Origin of the sequence: Nocardioides sp. NPDC058538 (assembly GCF_042719275.1) — a bacterium.
GTDB lineage: Bacteria > Actinomycetota > Actinomycetes > Propionibacteriales > Nocardioidaceae > Nocardioides.
The window spans coordinates 1-16,292 of sequence record NZ_JBHXNY010000047.1 but is presented as its reverse complement, the minus strand read 5'-3'; the positions used below and the strand labels follow the sequence as shown (position 1 = coordinate 16,292).

The following is a 16,292-nucleotide window of genomic DNA, read 5'->3' as shown; positions in this document are numbered from 1 at the left end:
CGTGATCCGCGTGGTCGTGTCCCGCGTGATTGTGCTCAGCGTGGTCGGTCTCAGTCATCAGTTCTCCTCGGCGACAGTCTTCGCGGCGGCGTCTTTCCAGGCCATCCACGACAGCAGCGCGCACTTGATCCGGGCGGGGAACTTGGCGACGCCCGCGAAGGCGATGCCGTCCTCCAGAATGTCCTCGTCGGGCTCCACCTGGCCCTTGCCCTGCATCAGCCGCAGGAACTCCTCGTGGATCACCATCGCCTCGTCCACCGTCTTGCCCACGACCAGGTCGTTGAGCACGGAGGCCGAGGCCTGCGAGATGGAGCAGCCGAGGGCGTCGTAGGAGATGTCCTCGATCTTGCCGCCGTCGACGTGGAGCCGCAGCGTGATCTCGTCACCGCAGGTCGGGTTGACGTGGTGAACCTCCGCCTCGAAGGGGTCACGAAGACCCTTCCCGTGCGGGTTCTTGTAGTGGTCCAGGATGATCTCCTGGTACATGCTCTCGAGGTTCGCGGCAGTCATCACTCATCCAACTTGAAGAAGCTACGTACGTATTCCAACCCCTCGACCAGCGCGTCGATCTCGGCGGGCGTGGTGTAGAGGTAGGACGACATCCGGTTGGAGGCCTGTACGCCGAACCGCTGGTGGGCGGGCTTGGCGCAGTGGTGCCCGGCACGGATGGCGACGCCCTTGGAGTCGAGGACCTGGGCCACGTCGTGCGGGTGCACGCCGTCGAGCTCGAAGGCGATCGCGCCGCCGCGCTTGGCCGCGTCGGCCGGGCCGAGCACGCTCACGCCCGGGACGGTCGCGAGGCGCTCCAGCGCGTAGGCCGTGATCGCCTGCTCGTGGGCGTGGACGTTCTCCATGCCGAGGTGCATGAGGTATTCCAGCGCCGCACCGAGACCCACGGCCTCGGCGATCGGCGGGGTGCCGGCCTCGAACTTGTGCGGGATCGGCGCGTAGGTCGACTTCTCCATCGACACCGTGGCGATCATCTCGCCACCACCGAGGAACGGCGGCAGCGCCTCGAGCGCGGCCCGCCGGCCCCACAGGACGCCGATGCCGGTCGGACCGACGACCTTGTGACCGGTGAAGGCGAGGAAGTCGGGACGCTCCTCCTCGGCCATGCCGGCCAGGTCGATCGGCAGCACCGGGGCAGCCTGTGCGGCGTCGACGACGACCAGCGCACCGACCTCGTGAGCCTTGCGGGCGATCTCGGCGACGGGGTTGACCGTGCCGAGCATGTTGGAGACCCAGGTCAGCGCGACGATCTTGGTCGCCGGCGTGATCAGCTCGTCGATGTTCGACAGGTCGAGCTCACCGGAGTCGGTGAGCCCGAACCACTTCAACGTCGCACCCGCGCGCTGCGTGGCGAGCTGCCACGGAACGATGTTGGAGTGGTGCTCCATCTCGGTGGTGACGACCACGTCGCCCGCGGCCAGCGGCACGGTGTTGGCAACCAGGTTGAGCGCCTCGGAGGCGTTCTTGGTGAAGATCACCTCGTCGCGCTCGGGCGCGCCGAGGAAGCGCGCGACGGTGTCGCGCGCCCCCTCGAACGCCTCGGTCGCCTCGGCACCCAGGTGGTGCATCGCCCGGGCAATGTTGGCGTTGTGCCGCTCCAGGTGGTCGACCATGGTGTCGATCACGATCTGCGGCTTCTGCGAGGTGTTGGCGCTGTCGAGGTAGACCAGCGGGGTCTCGCCGCCGTCGAAGGTGCGCTCCAGGATCGGGAAGTCCTTACGGACCAGATCCAGGTCGGGAAGGAGTCCTTCCATGATTAGTTTCCTTTCAACGGGGGCGCGAGAAGTGGTGCTGGGCAAGGCGGAGGAGCGAAGGCGGCCTTTGAGCGAAGCGGGCCGTCGAGCGACGACAACGCCGCCCAGTGCCGCTTATCGCGCCACCGGGGCGTACTTCTCGTAGCCGTTGGCCTCCAGCTCCTCGGCCAGGTCCGGGCCACCCGACTCCGCGATCCGGCCGGCCACGAAGACGTGCACGTGGTCAGGCTTGATGTAGCGCAGGATGCGGGTGTAGTGGGTGATCAGCAGGACCGACTTGCCATCGCGGGCGCGGAAGTCGTTGATCCCCTCGGAGACGACCTTGAGCGCGTCGATGTCGAGGCCGGAGTCGATCTCGTCGAGCAGCGCGAAGGCCGGGTCGAGGATGTCGAGCTGGGCGATCTCGTGGCGCTTCTTCTCGCCACCGGAGAAGCCCTCGTTGACCGAGCGCTGCGAGAAGGTCGGGTCCAGGTGCATCTTGTTCATCGCACCGTTGACGTCCTTGACCCACGTACGCAGCTTGGGGGCCTCGCCGTCCAGCGCCGTCTTCGCGGTGCGCAGGAAGTTGGCCACGCTCACGCCGGGGACCTCGACGGGGTACTGCATCGCCAGGAAGAGACCGGCCTTGGCGCGCTCGTCGACCGACATCTCCAGGACGTCCTCACCGTCGAGGGTGACGGTGCCGCCGGTGATGGTGTACTTCGGGTGGCCGGCGATCGAGTAGGCAAGCGTCGACTTGCCCGAGCCGTTGGGGCCCATGATCGCGTGGGTCTCGCCGGAGTTGATCGTAAGGGTCACGCCCTTGAGGATCTCCTTGGCACCGTCCTCGGTGTCGACCGAGACCGTGAGGTCCTTGATCTCAAGCGTGCTCATGCGTTGTCCTTCGTGATCAGAGTGTTGATGTTCTTGGCGAGCTCGGCCTCGACAGTAGAGGTCAGCTTCTCCTCGAGCTCGGGGACACCGATCTGACGGATCAGGTCGTTGAAGAAGCCGTGCACGACCAGGCGCTTGGCCTCGGTCTCGGAGATGCCGCGGCTCTGCAGGTAGAAGAGCTGCTCGTCGTCGAAGCGGCCGATCGCCGACGCGTGACCCGCGCCCTCGATCTCGCCGGTCTCGATCTCCAGGTTGGGCACGGAGTCGGCCCAGGCACCGTCGGTGAGGATGAGGTTGCGGTTCTCCTCATACGTCTCGATGCCCTCGGCCTCCTTGCGGATCAGCACGTTGCCGATCCAGACCGCGTGGGCCTTCTCGCCCTGCAGCGCGCCCTTGTAGACCACGTTGGACTTGGTCTTCGGGGCGGTGTGGTCGACGAAGAGACGGTGCTCGATGTGCTGACCGGCGTCGGCGAAGTAGAGGCCGAGCGACTCCACGGAGCCGCCGGGGCCGGAGTACTCCGCCGAGAAGTCGTGGCGCACCACGTCGCCGCCGAAGCTCACCGAGACGTGCTTGAGGTTGGCGTCGCGGCCGACCTTGGCGTGCTGGGTGGAGAGGTGGACGGCGTCGTCAGCCCAGTCCTGGACGGAGACGACGGTGAGGTCGGCGCCGTCCTCGACGACGATCTCGATGTTGTCGGCCACGACGGCAGAGCCCTCGAAGACCAGCACGACGGTCGCCTTGGCGAACTTCTCCGCCACGATCACCGCGTGACCGGCGCCGGCGGTCTCCGAGCCGGTGCCGTAGTGGCGGATCACGGTCGCGCCCTCGACGACGGTGTCGGTCGGGATCCGCACGACGGTCGCGCCGGTGCTGGCCGCCCAGGCCCGCGCCGAGACGCGGTCGGTCGGAACCAGACCCGAGCTGCCGCGTACGTCATCGTCGGCCGCCACGGTCTCGACGGTCACGCCCGCGGCCGCCTCGACCTCCACCTTGGTCGCACCGTCGGCGAACGGGGCGTCGTTGTGGATGCCCTTGAGGCGCTTGAGCGGGGTGAACCGCCAGATCTCCTCGCGACCCTTCGGCACCTCGTGCGCCTCGACGTCGAACGAGCCTTCGGGGTGGAGGTGGGACTCGACCTTGTCGAGCTCCAGGGCCTCCTGTACAGCTGCGGTCATCAGCCGACCGCTCCTTCCATCTGCAGTTCGATCAGGCGGTTGAGCTCGAGGGCGTACTCCATCGGGAGCTCCTTGGCGATCGGCTCGACGAAGCCGCGCACGATCATCGCCATCGCCTCGTCCTCGGCCATGCCGCGGGACATCAGGTAGAACAGCTGGTCGGCGGAGACCTTCGAGACGGACGCCTCGTGACCCATCGAGACGTCGTCCTCGCGGATGTCGACGTAGGGGTAGGTGTCCGATCGCGAGATCTGGTCGACCAGCAGGGCGTCGCAGAGCACGTTCGACTTGGAGCCGTGGGCGCCCTCGTTGATCTGGACCAGGCCACGGTAGGACGTACGACCGCCGCCACGGGCCACCGACTTCGACAGGATGGACGAGGACGTGTTCGGGGCGGCGTGCACCATCTTGGCGCCCGCGTCCTGGTGCTGGCCCTCGCCGGCGAAGGCGATGGAGAGCGTCTCGCCCTTGGCGTGCTCACCCATCAGGTAGACCGCCGGGTACTTCATGGTGACCTTGGAGCCGATGTTGCCGTCGACCCACTCCATGGTCGCGCCCTCCTCGCAGACGGCGCGCTTGGTGACCAGGTTGTAGACGTTGTTCGACCAGTTCTGGATGGTCGTGTAGCGAACGCGGGCGTTCTTCTTCACGATGATCTCGACGACCGCGGAGTGCAGCGAGTCGGACTGGTAGATCGGCGCAGTGCAGCCCTCGACGTAGTGAACGTAGGAGTCCTCGTCGGCGATGATCAGGGTGCGCTCGAACTGGCCCATGTTCTCGGTGTTGATCCGGAAGTAGGCCTGCAGCGGGATGTCGACGTGGACACCCTTGGGCACGTAGATGAAGGAGCCACCCGACCACACGGCGGTGTTCAGCGCGGCGAACTTGTTGTCGCCGACCGGGATCACCGTGCCGAAGTACTCCTGGAAGATCTCCGGGTGCTCCTTGAGCGCGGTGTCGGTGTCGAGGAAGAGCACGCCCTGGGCCTCGAGGTCCTCGCGGATCGAGTGGTAGACGACCTCCGACTCGTACTGCGCGGCGACACCGGCGACCAGGCGCTGCTTCTCCGCCTCCGGGATGCCGAGCCGGTCGTAGGTGTTCTTGATGTCCTCGGGCAGGTCCTCCCACGAGGTGGCCTGCTTCTCGGAGGAGCGCACGAAGTACTTGATGTTGTCGAAGTCGATGTCCGAGAGGTCGGAGCCCCAGGTGGGCATCGGCTTGCGGCCGAAGAGCTTGAGGCCCTTCAGGCGCAGGTCGAGCATCCACTGCGGCTCAGACTTCTTGCCGGAGATGTCGCGGACGATGGCGTCGTTGAGACCGCGCTGTGCCGCGGCACCGGCGACGTCCGAGTCGGACCAGCCGAACTCGTACTTGCCGATGCCCTTCAGCTCGGGGTTGAGCTCCTCGATGGAGGTCATGTCGTGACCTGCTCCTTCTTCTTCGAAACTTCGCCGGGACCGGAGGATCCAGGAGGGATGTGCGTCGTGCAGACTCCGTCGCCGTGGGCGATGGTGGCCAAGCGTTGTACGTGGGTGCCGAGCAGCTTCGCGATCGCCTCTGTCTCCGCCTCGCAGAGCTCGGGGAACTCCTGGGCGACGTGGGCGACCGGGCAGTGCTGCTGGCACAGCTGCTCACCTGCGTCGTGGCCGTTGATCAGCGGCAACTCCCTGACGGAGGCCGCGTAGCCGTTGGCCGTGAACACGTTCGCAAGCACCTGCGCGGGGCTGAGGTCCGTCTCGCTGGCGGCGATCCGGTCCAGTCCCTGCTTGATGAACGCCGCGCGGCGCTCCGCGAATTCCCGCACGGCCTCTTCGCCGGCCACCTCGGAGAGGAACCGCAGCGCCTCGACCGCCAGGTCGTCGTACTTCTTCTCGAAGCCGTCCCTACCCTGGTCGGTGAGCGCGAAGAGCTTGGCCGGGCGGCCTCGCCCACGCGTGGAGGCGATGCGCGGCTCGCGCTGCTCCACCGCCTCCTCCTCGGCCAGGGCCTCCAGGTGGCGCCTGACCGCGGCCGGCGTGAGATCGAGCCGCTTGGCCAGCGTCGCAGCCGTCTGCGGACCATCGACGAGCAGCGAGCGAGCGACCCGCTGGCGGGTGCTCTCCTCGCTGGTCTCTGCGGGCTGCAGAGTGCTCTCGTCGAATTTCACAACACCATTGTGACGTTATTCCCCCAGGCGATTCAACGAAGGCAACCCTTACTTGCCTCAAGACCCGGCCCGCAGGCACCAGTTTGGCTAGTTTCATCTCCATGACGTCTCCCCCGCAGCCACAGGAACCGCACGTCAACGCTTCGGAAGACGAGTGGCACACCTACTTCTGGGACCGGGCAGAGGCAGATACCGCGAGCACGGATGGCAACACGTGGGCCAGCGCCCTCATACCTCTGCTCCGCACCGACTCTGAGCTTGGCCGCCTGTATCCGACGTTCAGCATGTGGGTGCTGCGGCTCGGGACGAATCGTCCAGGCCGAGGCAACGGCAGCGTTGGCGGGGCACGTCGAGGCATTGGCTCTGACAGCTTGATGGTCTATGCACCAGCCGCCAATGAGATCTTCGACCCGTACGGCGGCTTCACCCCATGGCAGACAGCGCTGTCCCCGTCGGATGCCGTTCGAATCCTTCGCGAGGGGGTCGCCACCAGGGACACCCGTCGCGTTCCGGCCTACATCTGGAGTGCCTCCGACGCCAGTGGCCCAATCCTCGATCTCATCGTCGATCACCTCGACTACCCGGGACTGGTCGGCACTGTGAATGTCCGACGACCCCATGCCCTCGCGAAGGCAATCGCCGACGCTGCTGTTACTCCGCTGGCCCGCCCAACACTCGCTGACATTCCTGAGACCTGGCCCAAGGTGCCGGCCCATGTGCTGGAACGAGTTCAGGTTGTCGGGCATCGCGGTCACACCATCGACACACTCGAGATCCGCGCGCATGGCGCTGCCGTCTGGTGGACCACCACCCCGGACGACTGATGGCTGCTCCTGCCAGCCGAAGCGACGTCGCGGCGCAAGGTGGAGTGGCCGCCGATACCCTGCGCCATGCTCGAACCACGTGGCCGACGGATGCTGCTGACCGCCAACGGGATCTGCAACGACACACTGCTGCACACGCTGACCGATCTGGTCGACCGGCCGCTCGCGGAGTGCCGGTTGCTGGTGGTGCTGACCGCGACGCTGGGCTCCGACGGCGACAAGCGGTGGCTGATCGACAGCCTCGCCCACCTGGCCGGCCTCGGCTGGACGTCGATCGACCTCGTCGACGTCGCAGCCCCCACGCCGGACCTCGGCGAAAGGTTCGAGGCGGCGGACGTGGTCTATGTGCAGGGTGGGAACCAGTACGTCCTGCCGCGGCGATCGAGCGCAACGGCCTGGCGCCGCTGTTCGAGCAGGTCAGCCGCGAGAAGATGTACGTCGGACAGAGCGCCGGCTCGATGATCTGGAGCCGCCATCTGGCTGATGGGGTCGCTGTCTTCGGGGATGCCGGCGAGGCCGCTGTCACCGGCACGGCACCCACCGCTCCTCTGCCCCTGCTCGACGTCTACCTCAAGCCGCACCTGGCTCCGAGCGTGATGCCCGAGCGCACCGAGGAGTGGGCCCGGGAACGGGCCGCATCGGCGACGCACCCGATCTGGTTCGTCGACGACGCCTCCGCCGTTCTGATCACCGGCGCGGACGCCCCGGTGGTGACCACGGTCGGCGAGGGTCGAGTGCTGAAGCTGAACGACCTCAACCCTTGACGCAGAGGGAGGTGCCGGCGAGAGCATCTCCACCCTCAACATCACTGTCGTAGACGGTGATCGCCCTCGGCAACATCGAGACCCGGCGCCACATCCTCACCCGGCACCGACAGATATGAGGGATCAGCCCGTCGGCATCCCGTCGAGGGTCGGGGAGACGAGGGCGGCGACGCCGATGTGGACGGCGTCGGGCGGCAGCCAGCGGGTGCCGCGATCTGAACGCAGGACCGCGCGACCGCGTTCGAGGTCGAAGACACCGACTCTGGTGCGGCCGCCGAAGCGTACGACCGCCACCTCGCCACGCTTGGGTCGGCGGGGGTTGATCATCAGGTCGGAGCCCGGCGGGAGGCCGCGAGAGGTGAGATGGGCGCCGACAAGACGGTAGACCTGCGTCCCCTCTTCCGGCGCAGGCGCCGATGATCGCTTGACGGGCGCGGGCAACGCATCCGGAGCGATGTCGAACGGCAGCGGTACGTCACGCCGGGACGCGCCGCCAGTCGATCTCATGTTCGAAAGCGTACCGGCCGACGCCGGCACATGGAACCGTCCGGGCGCCGGTCAGAGAGACTGTGGCCCATGACCGTCAACGACCCCACCGACTGGGAGAGAGCGTACGTCCGCGGCACGACAGGCTGGGACCTCGGCGCGCCCCTGGCGTACATCGAGGAGGACGCCGCGCTGTTCGGCGAGCCCAGCACCGCCTTCGCGCCAGGTGCCGGCCGGGGACACGACGCGGCGGGGTTGGCGGCTGCCGGATGGCGTACGACGGTTGTCGACGTATCGCCCACGGCGGCCGCCCACGCAGCAGAGCACTACCCGGACCTCACCTACGTCGTCGGCGACGCATTCGACGTCGACGTCGTCCTGGCCGCGACCGGCGGACCGGTCGACCTGATGTGGGACCACACCTTCTTCTGCGCGCTGCCGCCCGCCTGGCGCGGCCGCGTCGGCGACCTCGCCCGCGCGACCGTACGCCCCGGCGGGCGGGTCGCCTCGGGGGTCTTCCCGATCGACCGGCCGAGCGAGGAGCCGGGCCCGCCATGGACGTACGTCCCCGAGGACATGACCCGCGCCCTCGGCCCCGACTTCGACCTGGTCCACCTCTCCGAGCCGCGCCGGCTGAACCCGCGGCTGCCCTGGAGCCACCGCCTCGGGATCTGGCAGCGCCGCTGACTCGACTCCAAAAACCCGGATGCGGCGACGAGCGCACGCCACGTACGTTGCCGCTCATGGACTTCGAGGTGCGACCGATCCGGGCCGATGATGCCGAGAGGGTGGCGTATGTCCATCACACCTCGTGGGTGGAGACCTACTCCGGCCTGCTTCCCGCCTCACACTGGGAGACCGACACGCTCGACGCTCGGGTGACCCGCTGGCAGAGTCTCCTGGCCGCGCCGAACCCGACCTTGGTCGCGGTCGTCGGCGACCGGATCGTCGGCTTCGTGACCGCGCTGCCGGCGTGGCGTCAGCATGACATCGACGACTCCCGTCACCTGCAGCTCGGGGCGCTCTACGTGCTCGCCGACCAGCACGGCACCGGCATCGGTCAGGCGCTCCTCGACGCCGCCATCTCGCCCGGCACCCCAGCTCAGCTCTATGTCGCGAAGGGAAACGACCGGGCGATGCGGTTCTACACCCGCAACGACTTCGCCCCCGACGGCGTCGAGGTGGTCGACGACCGCTTCGACCTGACCGAGCTCCGTATGGTGCGGTGAGGCCCTGCCGCGGCCCGGCCGTCCACAACCCTCACGATGGCCCGCCCGAGGGTTGTGAAGCTGAGAGTGACCTATAGGCCACTCTCAGCTTCACAACCTCAGCCCTTCACACACAGGAGCGTGCGGAGGCGGGCCTCGACCGAGACCAGATCGGTCTGGGCCTCGATGACGCTCTCCAGCGACTTGTACGCACCGGGGATCTCGTCCACGACGCCGGCATCCTTGCGACACTCGACGCCCTCGGTCTGGGCGGCCAGGTCGGCGACGCTGAAGATCTTCTTCGCCTTGCTACGCGACATCTTCCGGCCCGCCCCGTGGGAGGCGGAGCAGTAGGACGCCTCGTTGCCGAGCCCGCGCACGACGTACGAACCGGTGCCCATCGACCCGGGGATCAGCCCGAACTCGTCGGACTTGGCCGAGATCGCGCCCTTGCGGGTAACCACCAGGTCGACGCCGTCGTACATCTCCCGAGCGACGTAGTTGTGGTGGGCGTTGACCTCCTGGCCCCACACGACCTCGGGGAAAAAGCGAGCAAAGACGCTCTTGGCAGTGGCCATCATGATCCGCCGGTTGAGCTTGGCGTAGTCCTGCGCCCAGTAGAGGTCGTGCAGGTAAGCGTCCATCTCCGCGGTGCCGGCCAGGAAGACCGCCAGGTCCCGGTCGGGCAGGCCGAGGTTGTGCTCGAGCCCCTTGGCCGCATAAATGTGCCGCTCTGCGATCTCCTTGCCGATGTTGCGGCTACCGGAGTGCAGCATCAGCCAGATCACGCCGTCGTCGTCCGAGGTCAGCTCGATGAAGTGATTGCCGCCGCCGAGCGAGCCGCACTGTGCGACCGCCCGCTTGTGCCGGTCGCCCAGCTTAGGCGCACGCAACTCCTCGAAGCCGCCGAAGAGCTTGTCGAAGGCGACCTTCAGCCGGAAGTCCTTGCGGACGACGCCGGCCTGGCCGTCGTTGGCCTGGAATCCGACCGGGACCGCCTCCTCGATCGCCGAACGCAGCGTGCCGAGGTCGTCGGGCAGGTCGCTCGTCGTGACGGACGTCTTGACCGCCATCATCCCGCAGCCGATGTCGACGCCGACTGCACTCGGTGAGACGGCGTCCTTCATCGCGACCACGGAGCCGACCGTGGCGCCCTTGCCGAGATGGACGTCCGGCATGACACGTACGCCGTGCACCCAGGGCAGCTTGGAGATGTTGCGCAACTGGTCCTGGGCGGCATGCTCCACCTCGTGCGGACGGGCCCACATCAGGGTCTCGGCCGTCGCACCAGCCAGCGCGATGGGGAACTCGTTCGTCATCTTCTTTCCTCAGGTCGTGGCCGGGCATGCGGAAGGGCCGCTCCGGCCGGGTGTCTCGGCAGGAGCGGCCCCTCAACGGGATGCGCTGTGACTCAGCGCGTCGGCGGCTCCTGGCCGATGCGGTCCGAGCGGAGGTCGGACCGCAGGCTGGCTTCACTCGCCTGACCGGGTTTCCCGGCGGCGTAGCGGATCTCGACCGACCTGCGCATGCTCATCTCCTCGTCGCGTGCTCGTGTGGCGGAAACGGTAGTCAGCGGCGTACGTCTGGTGCCACTGGTTTACGCCAACCAGCTCCTCAGCTTCCTTGCGAGGGCAGCTGGTACGCCGTCGTCTCGACGTCCCCACTCGTCGCGTCGGCACTACCCACCAGCAGCAGGTCACCGACCCTCGTCACCACGGTGGGACCGGTCCCGACGGTGCCGAGGACTTCGTCGGAGCCATCATCGAGATCGCGACGGATCACGCGGTAGCCGGCGGCCTCGGACCCGGTGTCGCGACCGATGTAGAGGCCCTTCTCGTCAGCTCCCAGGAAGGTGTCGCCGGCTTCGCTCGCCCGCCTCCACGCCTCCGTCCCCGAGACCAGATCCCACGCTCGAGCGGCGCCGTTGGCGGCAGCGTCGGACCCGGACAGCTCCTCGCCATAGGCGCCGACGATCCGGTCTCCCACGACGTCGGCCAGCCCGAGCGTCGGCGTGGCAGCGGCAGCGGCAGCGTCCAGGGACCGGCCGACGATCTTCCCCATCTGACCGGTGCGAGAGTCGATCGTGCGAACACCTTGCGCCCCCTCGATCCAGACGTCGGCGACGATCGGATCGGTGGCATAGACGCGGCCCACCTGTGGACTGTCGCCGGCGACGCTCCACACGCGCTGTCCGGTGTCGATGTCGAGGCCGCTGAGGCCGTCCCTCTCGGGAATCAGAGCAGTGTGGCCGGTGGCGGCCACCCGGCATCCGAAGGAGCCCAGCTCGGCGGCGCCGTCGCGAGCCTTCAGAGGCGCCAGGCGATCACCGCTCACCGCTTCCCAGCGTTCGATCGCGCAATCGGTCGTGACCGACACCGTCGCCTCCGTCAGCCCGACCATGCCGCCGCCCTCGGATCGTCCGCCGATCGACCCGAACGTCGCCGACCACAGGGCCTCGCCGTCGGAGGTGTCGACGACCGTGACCCGGTTGCAGCCGTGCGATCCCGACGAATGGTCACGCACTGCGACGAGATCCTCCTCGTTCACCGGCGAGATCTCGCACACGTTCTCCTCCAGAGGCAGGTGCCAGGCTTCCTTGCCGTCGGCGAGGCGTACGGCCTCGATCCGGGAGTCGTCGATGTTGGCGTAGATCCACAGCTCGTCGGTCGCCGTCCAGGATCCGGAGGACAGGAACTCGCTCTGCGGACCGCCCGGTCGAGACCATTTCTCGGTGAGCGCCGAACCCGACCCCTCCCCACAGCTCACGAGCATCGCGCCGGCCAGCACGACCACCATCACGGACGCCCGCTGAACTCTCATGGGGGCCAAGGTAGGGGTCTCTTTACTATCCGGCACCTGCTTTCCGGATGTCCGTCGACCGCCTCGTCAACCGCAGATGCGGTCAGCCCTTCGGTCGAGACGGCGCGAACAACCGCGGCGCGAGGTCAGCCGAGGCGGGCGGGGAAACCGCCGGTGGCGACCGGGCCCCAGCGCTTGGGGGTGATGCGGAGGAGGGACTTGCCCTGGTCGACCATGGCCTGGCGGTACTCGTCCCAGTCGGAGTGCTCGCCGGAGATGTTGCGGAAGTAGGTGACGAAGGCGTCCAGCGCTGCCCCACCGCTCGCCGCGTCGAGGACCTCGGCCTCGCCGTCGACCTGGACCCAGGCGCCGTTCCACTCCTCGGAGAGGACCATCACGCTCACCTGCGGACGGATGCGGGCGTTGCGGGTCTTGGCTCGTTCGGGGTAGGTCGCGATCACGATCCTCCCCTCGTCGTCGACGCCACCGGTGACCGGCGAGAGCTGCGGGGACCCGTCGGCTCGGCTGGTCACCAGGATCATCTGGTGGCGGGGACGTACGAACTCCAGGAGCCCCTCGAGATCAACGGTCGTGTTCGTCGCGATCGTGCGTGCCATGGTCCCCAGCCTGCCAGGTGAACCCGTCGGGGTCGGTGAAGGCCTCGCTGCCGCCGCCCAGCACGATTCCGTACGCAGCGGCCGGGTCGACCGCGACACCGGTCTCCTTCTCCAGGGCGCGCAGGGGGTAGATCGCGAGCTGGACGGCACCGGGAGCGGCCTCGAACTCGGCGTACTTGCCGCCGAAGCTCCGCTTCATGCCGAGCCCGCGCTCGGCGTAGAACCGCTTGCTCGCCTTGACGTCGGCGACGCCGAGGAGCAGGACGATGTCGTCGATCTCGCGGGTGGCGGGGCCGTTGTCCTTCTTCGCCGAGGTGGCGACCTTCCAGATCGAGCCGTCGGGGGCCTGGACGATGCCGCCGTAGCCCCAGAACGACTTCTCGACCGGCTTGAGCGTCGTGGCCCCGGCCGTGAGCGCGGAGTCGATGAGGCTGTCGACCGTCGAGGGCTGGCTCACGACCAGGGAGATCGTGAATGGGCGGCCGGTGCCGGTGCCCGGGCCCTGGCGTACGGAGATCTGGTCGGTGATCCCGAAGGCCTTCTCGTAGAACGCCTGGGCGTCCGTGGCGTCGGTTGCGTCGATGGTGATGGTCTCAAGTGTGAACATGTCTTGACCTTAGGAATCCCGAGGCCCGTGAGGCTTCTCGATTCCTGACCGCCTTGCTTGTTGATCTCCTGAGCAGAAACTGTGTCTGAGACACCGCGTCATAGGCCTAGGGGCATCCCGTCTCATCCCCGCGTTGGCCGTCCTTCGGTGGGAGTTGGGCGGCCAACGTCCTTATAGGCACCTAAGAATCCACAGGATCGCACCTACGCGATTGGGCCGGTGGCGTACGCCTTCTTAGACTGCCGCCGTGGACTCTTCCGTCGCCAGGCCCGCTGTCGAGGTACGCGACCTGCGCATGACCTATGGCGACAAGACGGCCGTCGACGGACTCACGCTGAGCGTCGCGGAGGGCTCGATCACGGCCGTTCTCGGGCCCAACGGTGCCGGCAAGACGACGACCCTGGAGACCTGCGAGGGCTACCGCAAGCCCCAGCAGGGGACGGTACGCGTCCTCGGGCTCGATCCCATCGCCGACCGCAAGCAGCTGCTCCCCCGGATCGGAGTGATGCTGCAGGGGCAGGGCGCCTGGAGCGGCGTGCGCGCCATGGAGATGCTCAAGCACATCGCCCGGCTGCACGCGCACCCGCTCGACGTCGACTACCTGGCCGAGCGGCTCGGCCTGGGCGAATGCGGCCGCACGCCCTACCGGCGGCTCTCCGGCGGGCAGCAGCAGCGGCTCGGGCTGGCGATGGCGCTGGTGGGCCGTCCGGAGCTGGTGTTCGTGGACGAGCCGACGGCGGGGATGGACCCGCAGGGGCGGCGTACGACCTGGCAGCTGCTGCGCGAGCTGCGCGCCGACGGCGTCACCGTCGTGCTGACGACGCACTACCTGGAGGAGGCCGAGGAGCTGGCCGACCAGGTGCACATCATCGACCGCGGCCGGATGATCGCCTCGGGCACTCCGCTCGAGCTCACCCGCGGCCCAGGAAATGGGATGAGCGCGACCGCCACCGTGAGACTGGTCGTGACCAAGCCGTTCCCGCCCGGCGCCCGCGAGTCGCTGCGCAAGGCGCTCGGCGAGGACACCGAGGTCACCCTGCTCGACGAACGCTCGATGCGGGTCACCGGGAAGGCCGACCCGACCACGCTCTCCAAGGTGAGCCGCTGGTGCGAGGAGAACGACGTCCTCCCGGAGTCGCTGACCCTGGGTCGGCGCTCCCTGGAAGATGTCTTCCTCGATCTCACCGGCGGGGTCGATCTCACAGAAGGGGTCGAGCATGTCTGAGGTGGCCACGGGAACCTTCACCCCCAAGCCCGGCGGCGCCCCGATCACCCGGCAGGTGGTCGCCCAGGCGCTGATGGAAGCCAAGCTGATGCTCCGCAACGGCGAGCAGCTCCTCCTGGCGGTCGTGATCCCGGTGATGGTGCTGGTCGGCGGCGTCACCGCCGGCAACGCGATCGACCTCGATCTCGGCACCGATCGGGCCCTGGTCGACCTCCTCACCCCGGGCGTCCTGGCCCTGGCGATCATGTCGACCTCGTTCACCAGCCTCGCGATCGCGACCGGGTTCGAGCGGCGCTACGGGGTGATCAAGCGCCTGGGTGCCTCACCGCTCCCCCGGATCGGCCTGCTCGCCGGCAAGGTGCTCGCGCTCGGCTGCGTACAGCTCGTGCAGCTCTTCGTCATCGGCGCCGTCGGCCAGATCCTCGGCTGGACCCCGGCCGCGGGGTTCGGCACCGTCCTCGCATTCTTCCTCGCGATCGCGATGGGCACCCTGGCCTTCGCCTCGCTCGGGCTCTTCGTCGCCGGCGTGCTGCGCGCCGAGGCGACCCTGGCCGCGGCCAACCTCATCTACCTGCTCCTCCTGGCCGGCGGTGCCGTGGTGCTGCCCCTGACGGCCTACGGCGCCTACGGCGACGTCGCTCGCTGGCTTCCCTCGGGTGCGCTCGGAGAGGCCGTACGCACCGCCTTCCTCGACGGCGTCCCGGCCTGGCGAGACCTCGGCGTACTCCTGATCTGGGCCGTTCTCGGCTCCACCCTCACAGCTAGGACCTTCAAGTGGGAATGACCTCCACCGAACCCGCCACCGGCCCGTCTCCCTCGGCCAAGGCTCCCTCAGCCAAAGACAGGGTCCTCGCCTGGCTCCGCGCCCACGCGTTCGGGCTGGCCATCGCCAACCTGATCGCCAACATCGGGATCGTGGTGACCGGCGGTGTCGTCCGGTTGACCGGCTCTGGCCTCGGCTGCCCCACCTGGCCCAAGTGCACCGAGGAGTCCTACGTGGCTCACGAGGCGCTCGGGATCAACGGGGTCATCGAGTTCGGCAACCGGCTGCTGACCTACGTCCTGGCCGCGATCGCGATCACGGTCGTCATCGCCGTCTGGAACCGCCGAGGGGTCATCCGCAACCTGGCGATCATCATCGCCCTCGGCGTCCCGCTCCAGGGGGTCCTCGGCGGGATCACCGTCCTCAGCCAGCTCAACCCCTACGTCGTCGCGCTGCACCTGCTCGCCTCGATGGCGATGGTCGGCGTGTGCGTCTGGTTGCTCGACGAGATCCGCTCGCCAGTGCGTGAGGCCGCGCCGCGCAACGTACGCATCGCCTCGGTGGTCACCCTCGTCGTCGGCTGGGTCACGCTCTGGCTCGGCACGGTCGTGACCGGCTCCGGCCCCCACTCCGGCGACCTCGAGTCCCGCCGCACCGGCCTCGACCCGGCCCTGATGTCCCACATCCACGCCTACGCCGTCTACGCGCTCATCGCCGCGACCCTGGTCACGCTGTGGCTCGGCCGCAAGAACGCGTACGTCCGTCAGGTCACGATCGTCCTGCTGGTCATCGAGCTCGCCCAGGGCCTGATCGGCTGGGTGCAGTACCTCACCGACCTCCCCGTCCTCCTGGTCGGCTTCCACATGCTCGGTGCCGCCCTCGTCTCCGCCGGCCTCGCCCGCGTCCTCGTCTCCACCCGCGCCCACTCCGCCTGACCCGCCGAGCCCGCTCACCGCCTCCCTCCGCTGGTCGAGCCGCCGGAGCCGCTAGGCGTAGGCGTGTCGAGACCAACACGGTCCCCGCGAGCGCTCCAGGGGAC

The 16,292-nt window shown here is 68.2% G+C and carries 19 protein-coding genes; 8 read left to right on the top strand and 11 right to left on the bottom strand.

Annotated features, from left to right (window positions below):
• Positions 1–57 precede the first annotated feature (57 nt).
• The 6 genes from sufU to ACFWQC_RS25910 form a co-directional block, all read right to left on the bottom strand.
• Positions 58–510, bottom strand: a complete 453-nt coding sequence (gene sufU, locus ACFWQC_RS25935; RefSeq protein WP_160022635.1) for a Fe-S cluster assembly sulfur transfer protein SufU — start codon at positions 508–510, stop codon at positions 58–60.
• Positions 510–1,763 carry a cysteine desulfurase gene (locus ACFWQC_RS25930; protein ID WP_378684935.1) on the bottom strand — a complete coding sequence of 418 codons (1,254 nt, stop codon included), beginning with the start codon at positions 1,761–1,763 and terminating at the stop codon, positions 510–512. The genes sufU and ACFWQC_RS25930 overlap by 1 nt, the downstream gene beginning before the upstream one ends.
• Before the next feature lie 114 nt (positions 1,764–1,877).
• The gene (sufC, locus tag ACFWQC_RS25925) at positions 1,878–2,636 is read right to left on the bottom strand and encodes a Fe-S cluster assembly ATPase SufC (RefSeq protein ID WP_378684932.1); all 759 of its coding nucleotides are present in this window, start codon (positions 2,634–2,636) and stop codon (positions 1,878–1,880) included.
• Positions 2,633–3,814 carry a Fe-S cluster assembly protein SufD gene (gene sufD / locus ACFWQC_RS25920; RefSeq protein ID WP_378684930.1) on the bottom strand — a complete coding sequence of 394 codons (1,182 nt, stop codon included), beginning with the start codon at positions 3,812–3,814 and terminating at the stop codon, positions 2,633–2,635. The genes sufC and sufD overlap by 4 nt, the downstream gene beginning before the upstream one ends.
• Entirely contained in the window at positions 3,814–5,232 is a 1,419-nt protein-coding gene (sufB, locus tag ACFWQC_RS25915) for a Fe-S cluster assembly protein SufB (RefSeq protein ID WP_378684927.1), read from the bottom strand. The genes sufD and sufB overlap by 1 nt, the downstream gene beginning before the upstream one ends.
• Positions 5,229–5,960 (bottom strand): helix-turn-helix transcriptional regulator, encoded by a 732-nt coding sequence (locus ACFWQC_RS25910; RefSeq protein ID WP_378684924.1) that lies wholly within the window; start codon positions 5,958–5,960, stop codon positions 5,229–5,231. Before ACFWQC_RS25910 ends, sufB begins: the two co-directional genes overlap by 4 nt.
• Positions 5,961–6,061: 101 nt before the next feature.
• Here ACFWQC_RS25910 and ACFWQC_RS25905 point away from each other — a divergent pair, with 101 nt between their 5' ends.
• The 3 genes from ACFWQC_RS25905 (at position 6,062) to ACFWQC_RS25895 (ending at position 7,548) form a co-directional block, all read left to right on the top strand.
• Complete coding sequence (locus ACFWQC_RS25905; RefSeq protein ID WP_378684921.1) at positions 6,062–6,784, top strand: hypothetical protein; 723 nt, start codon at positions 6,062–6,064, stop codon at positions 6,782–6,784.
• 66 nt (positions 6,785–6,850) lie between these two features.
• Positions 6,851–7,246: a hypothetical protein gene (locus tag ACFWQC_RS25900; RefSeq protein ID WP_378684918.1), complete on the top strand. Its 396-nt coding sequence runs from the start codon at positions 6,851–6,853 to the stop codon at positions 7,244–7,246.
• Entirely contained in the window at positions 7,216–7,548 is a 333-nt protein-coding gene (locus ACFWQC_RS25895) for a Type 1 glutamine amidotransferase-like domain-containing protein (protein WP_378684915.1), read from the top strand. Before ACFWQC_RS25900 ends, ACFWQC_RS25895 begins: the two co-directional genes overlap by 31 nt.
• Before the next feature lie 123 nt (positions 7,549–7,671).
• Here the strand turns inward: ACFWQC_RS25895 and ACFWQC_RS25890 are convergent, their stop codons facing one another.
• A complete protein-coding gene (locus ACFWQC_RS25890) occupies positions 7,672–8,055 on the bottom strand; it encodes a hypothetical protein (RefSeq protein ID WP_378684912.1) in 384 nt (127 codons plus the stop codon).
• A 69-nt stretch (positions 8,056–8,124) separates the two neighbouring features.
• Here ACFWQC_RS25890 and ACFWQC_RS25885 point away from each other — a divergent pair, with 69 nt between their 5' ends.
• Both ACFWQC_RS25885 and ACFWQC_RS25880 read left to right on the top strand, forming a co-directional pair.
• Positions 8,125–8,721, top strand: coding sequence for a methyltransferase domain-containing protein (locus ACFWQC_RS25885; protein ID WP_378684909.1), 597 nt, complete (start codon positions 8,125–8,127; stop codon positions 8,719–8,721).
• Positions 8,722–8,777: 56 nt separating this feature from the next.
• A complete protein-coding gene (locus tag ACFWQC_RS25880) occupies positions 8,778–9,263 on the top strand; it encodes a GNAT family N-acetyltransferase (protein ID WP_378684906.1) in 486 nt (161 codons plus the stop codon).
• Between the two features lie 98 nt (positions 9,264–9,361).
• Here the strand turns inward: ACFWQC_RS25880 and ACFWQC_RS25875 are convergent, their stop codons facing one another.
• From ACFWQC_RS25875 to ACFWQC_RS25860, 4 genes are all read right to left on the bottom strand, one after another.
• Positions 9,362–10,561 (bottom strand): RtcB family protein, encoded by a 1,200-nt coding sequence (locus tag ACFWQC_RS25875; RefSeq protein WP_378684904.1) that lies wholly within the window; start codon positions 10,559–10,561, stop codon positions 9,362–9,364.
• 295 nt (positions 10,562–10,856) lie between these two features.
• A complete protein-coding gene (locus tag ACFWQC_RS25870) occupies positions 10,857–12,062 on the bottom strand; it encodes a PQQ-binding-like beta-propeller repeat protein (protein ID WP_378684901.1) in 1,206 nt (401 codons plus the stop codon).
• Positions 12,063–12,187: 125 nt separating this feature from the next.
• Positions 12,188–12,658, bottom strand: coding sequence for a PPOX class F420-dependent oxidoreductase (locus tag ACFWQC_RS25865; RefSeq protein WP_378684898.1), 471 nt, complete (start codon positions 12,656–12,658; stop codon positions 12,188–12,190).
• Complete coding sequence (locus tag ACFWQC_RS25860) at positions 12,624–13,265, bottom strand: glyoxalase (RefSeq protein ID WP_378684895.1); 642 nt, start codon at positions 13,263–13,265, stop codon at positions 12,624–12,626. Before ACFWQC_RS25860 ends, ACFWQC_RS25865 begins: the two co-directional genes overlap by 35 nt.
• Positions 13,266–13,512: 247 nt before the next feature.
• Here ACFWQC_RS25860 and ACFWQC_RS25855 point away from each other — a divergent pair, with 247 nt between their 5' ends.
• From ACFWQC_RS25855 to ACFWQC_RS25845, 3 genes are read left to right on the top strand one after another with little or no spacing between them, the layout of a single operon-like run.
• Positions 13,513–14,490, top strand: a complete 978-nt coding sequence (locus ACFWQC_RS25855; RefSeq protein ID WP_378684892.1) for an ABC transporter ATP-binding protein — start codon at positions 13,513–13,515, stop codon at positions 14,488–14,490.
• Positions 14,483–15,274 carry an ABC transporter permease gene (locus ACFWQC_RS25850; protein WP_355020794.1) on the top strand — a complete coding sequence of 264 codons (792 nt, stop codon included), beginning with the start codon at positions 14,483–14,485 and terminating at the stop codon, positions 15,272–15,274. The genes ACFWQC_RS25855 and ACFWQC_RS25850 overlap by 8 nt, the downstream gene beginning before the upstream one ends.
• On the top strand, positions 15,271–16,188 hold the full coding sequence (locus ACFWQC_RS25845) for a heme A synthase (protein ID WP_378684887.1): 918 nt from the start codon (positions 15,271–15,273) through the stop codon (positions 16,186–16,188). Before ACFWQC_RS25850 ends, ACFWQC_RS25845 begins: the two co-directional genes overlap by 4 nt.
• The last annotated feature ends 104 nt before the right edge of the window (positions 16,189–16,292 follow it).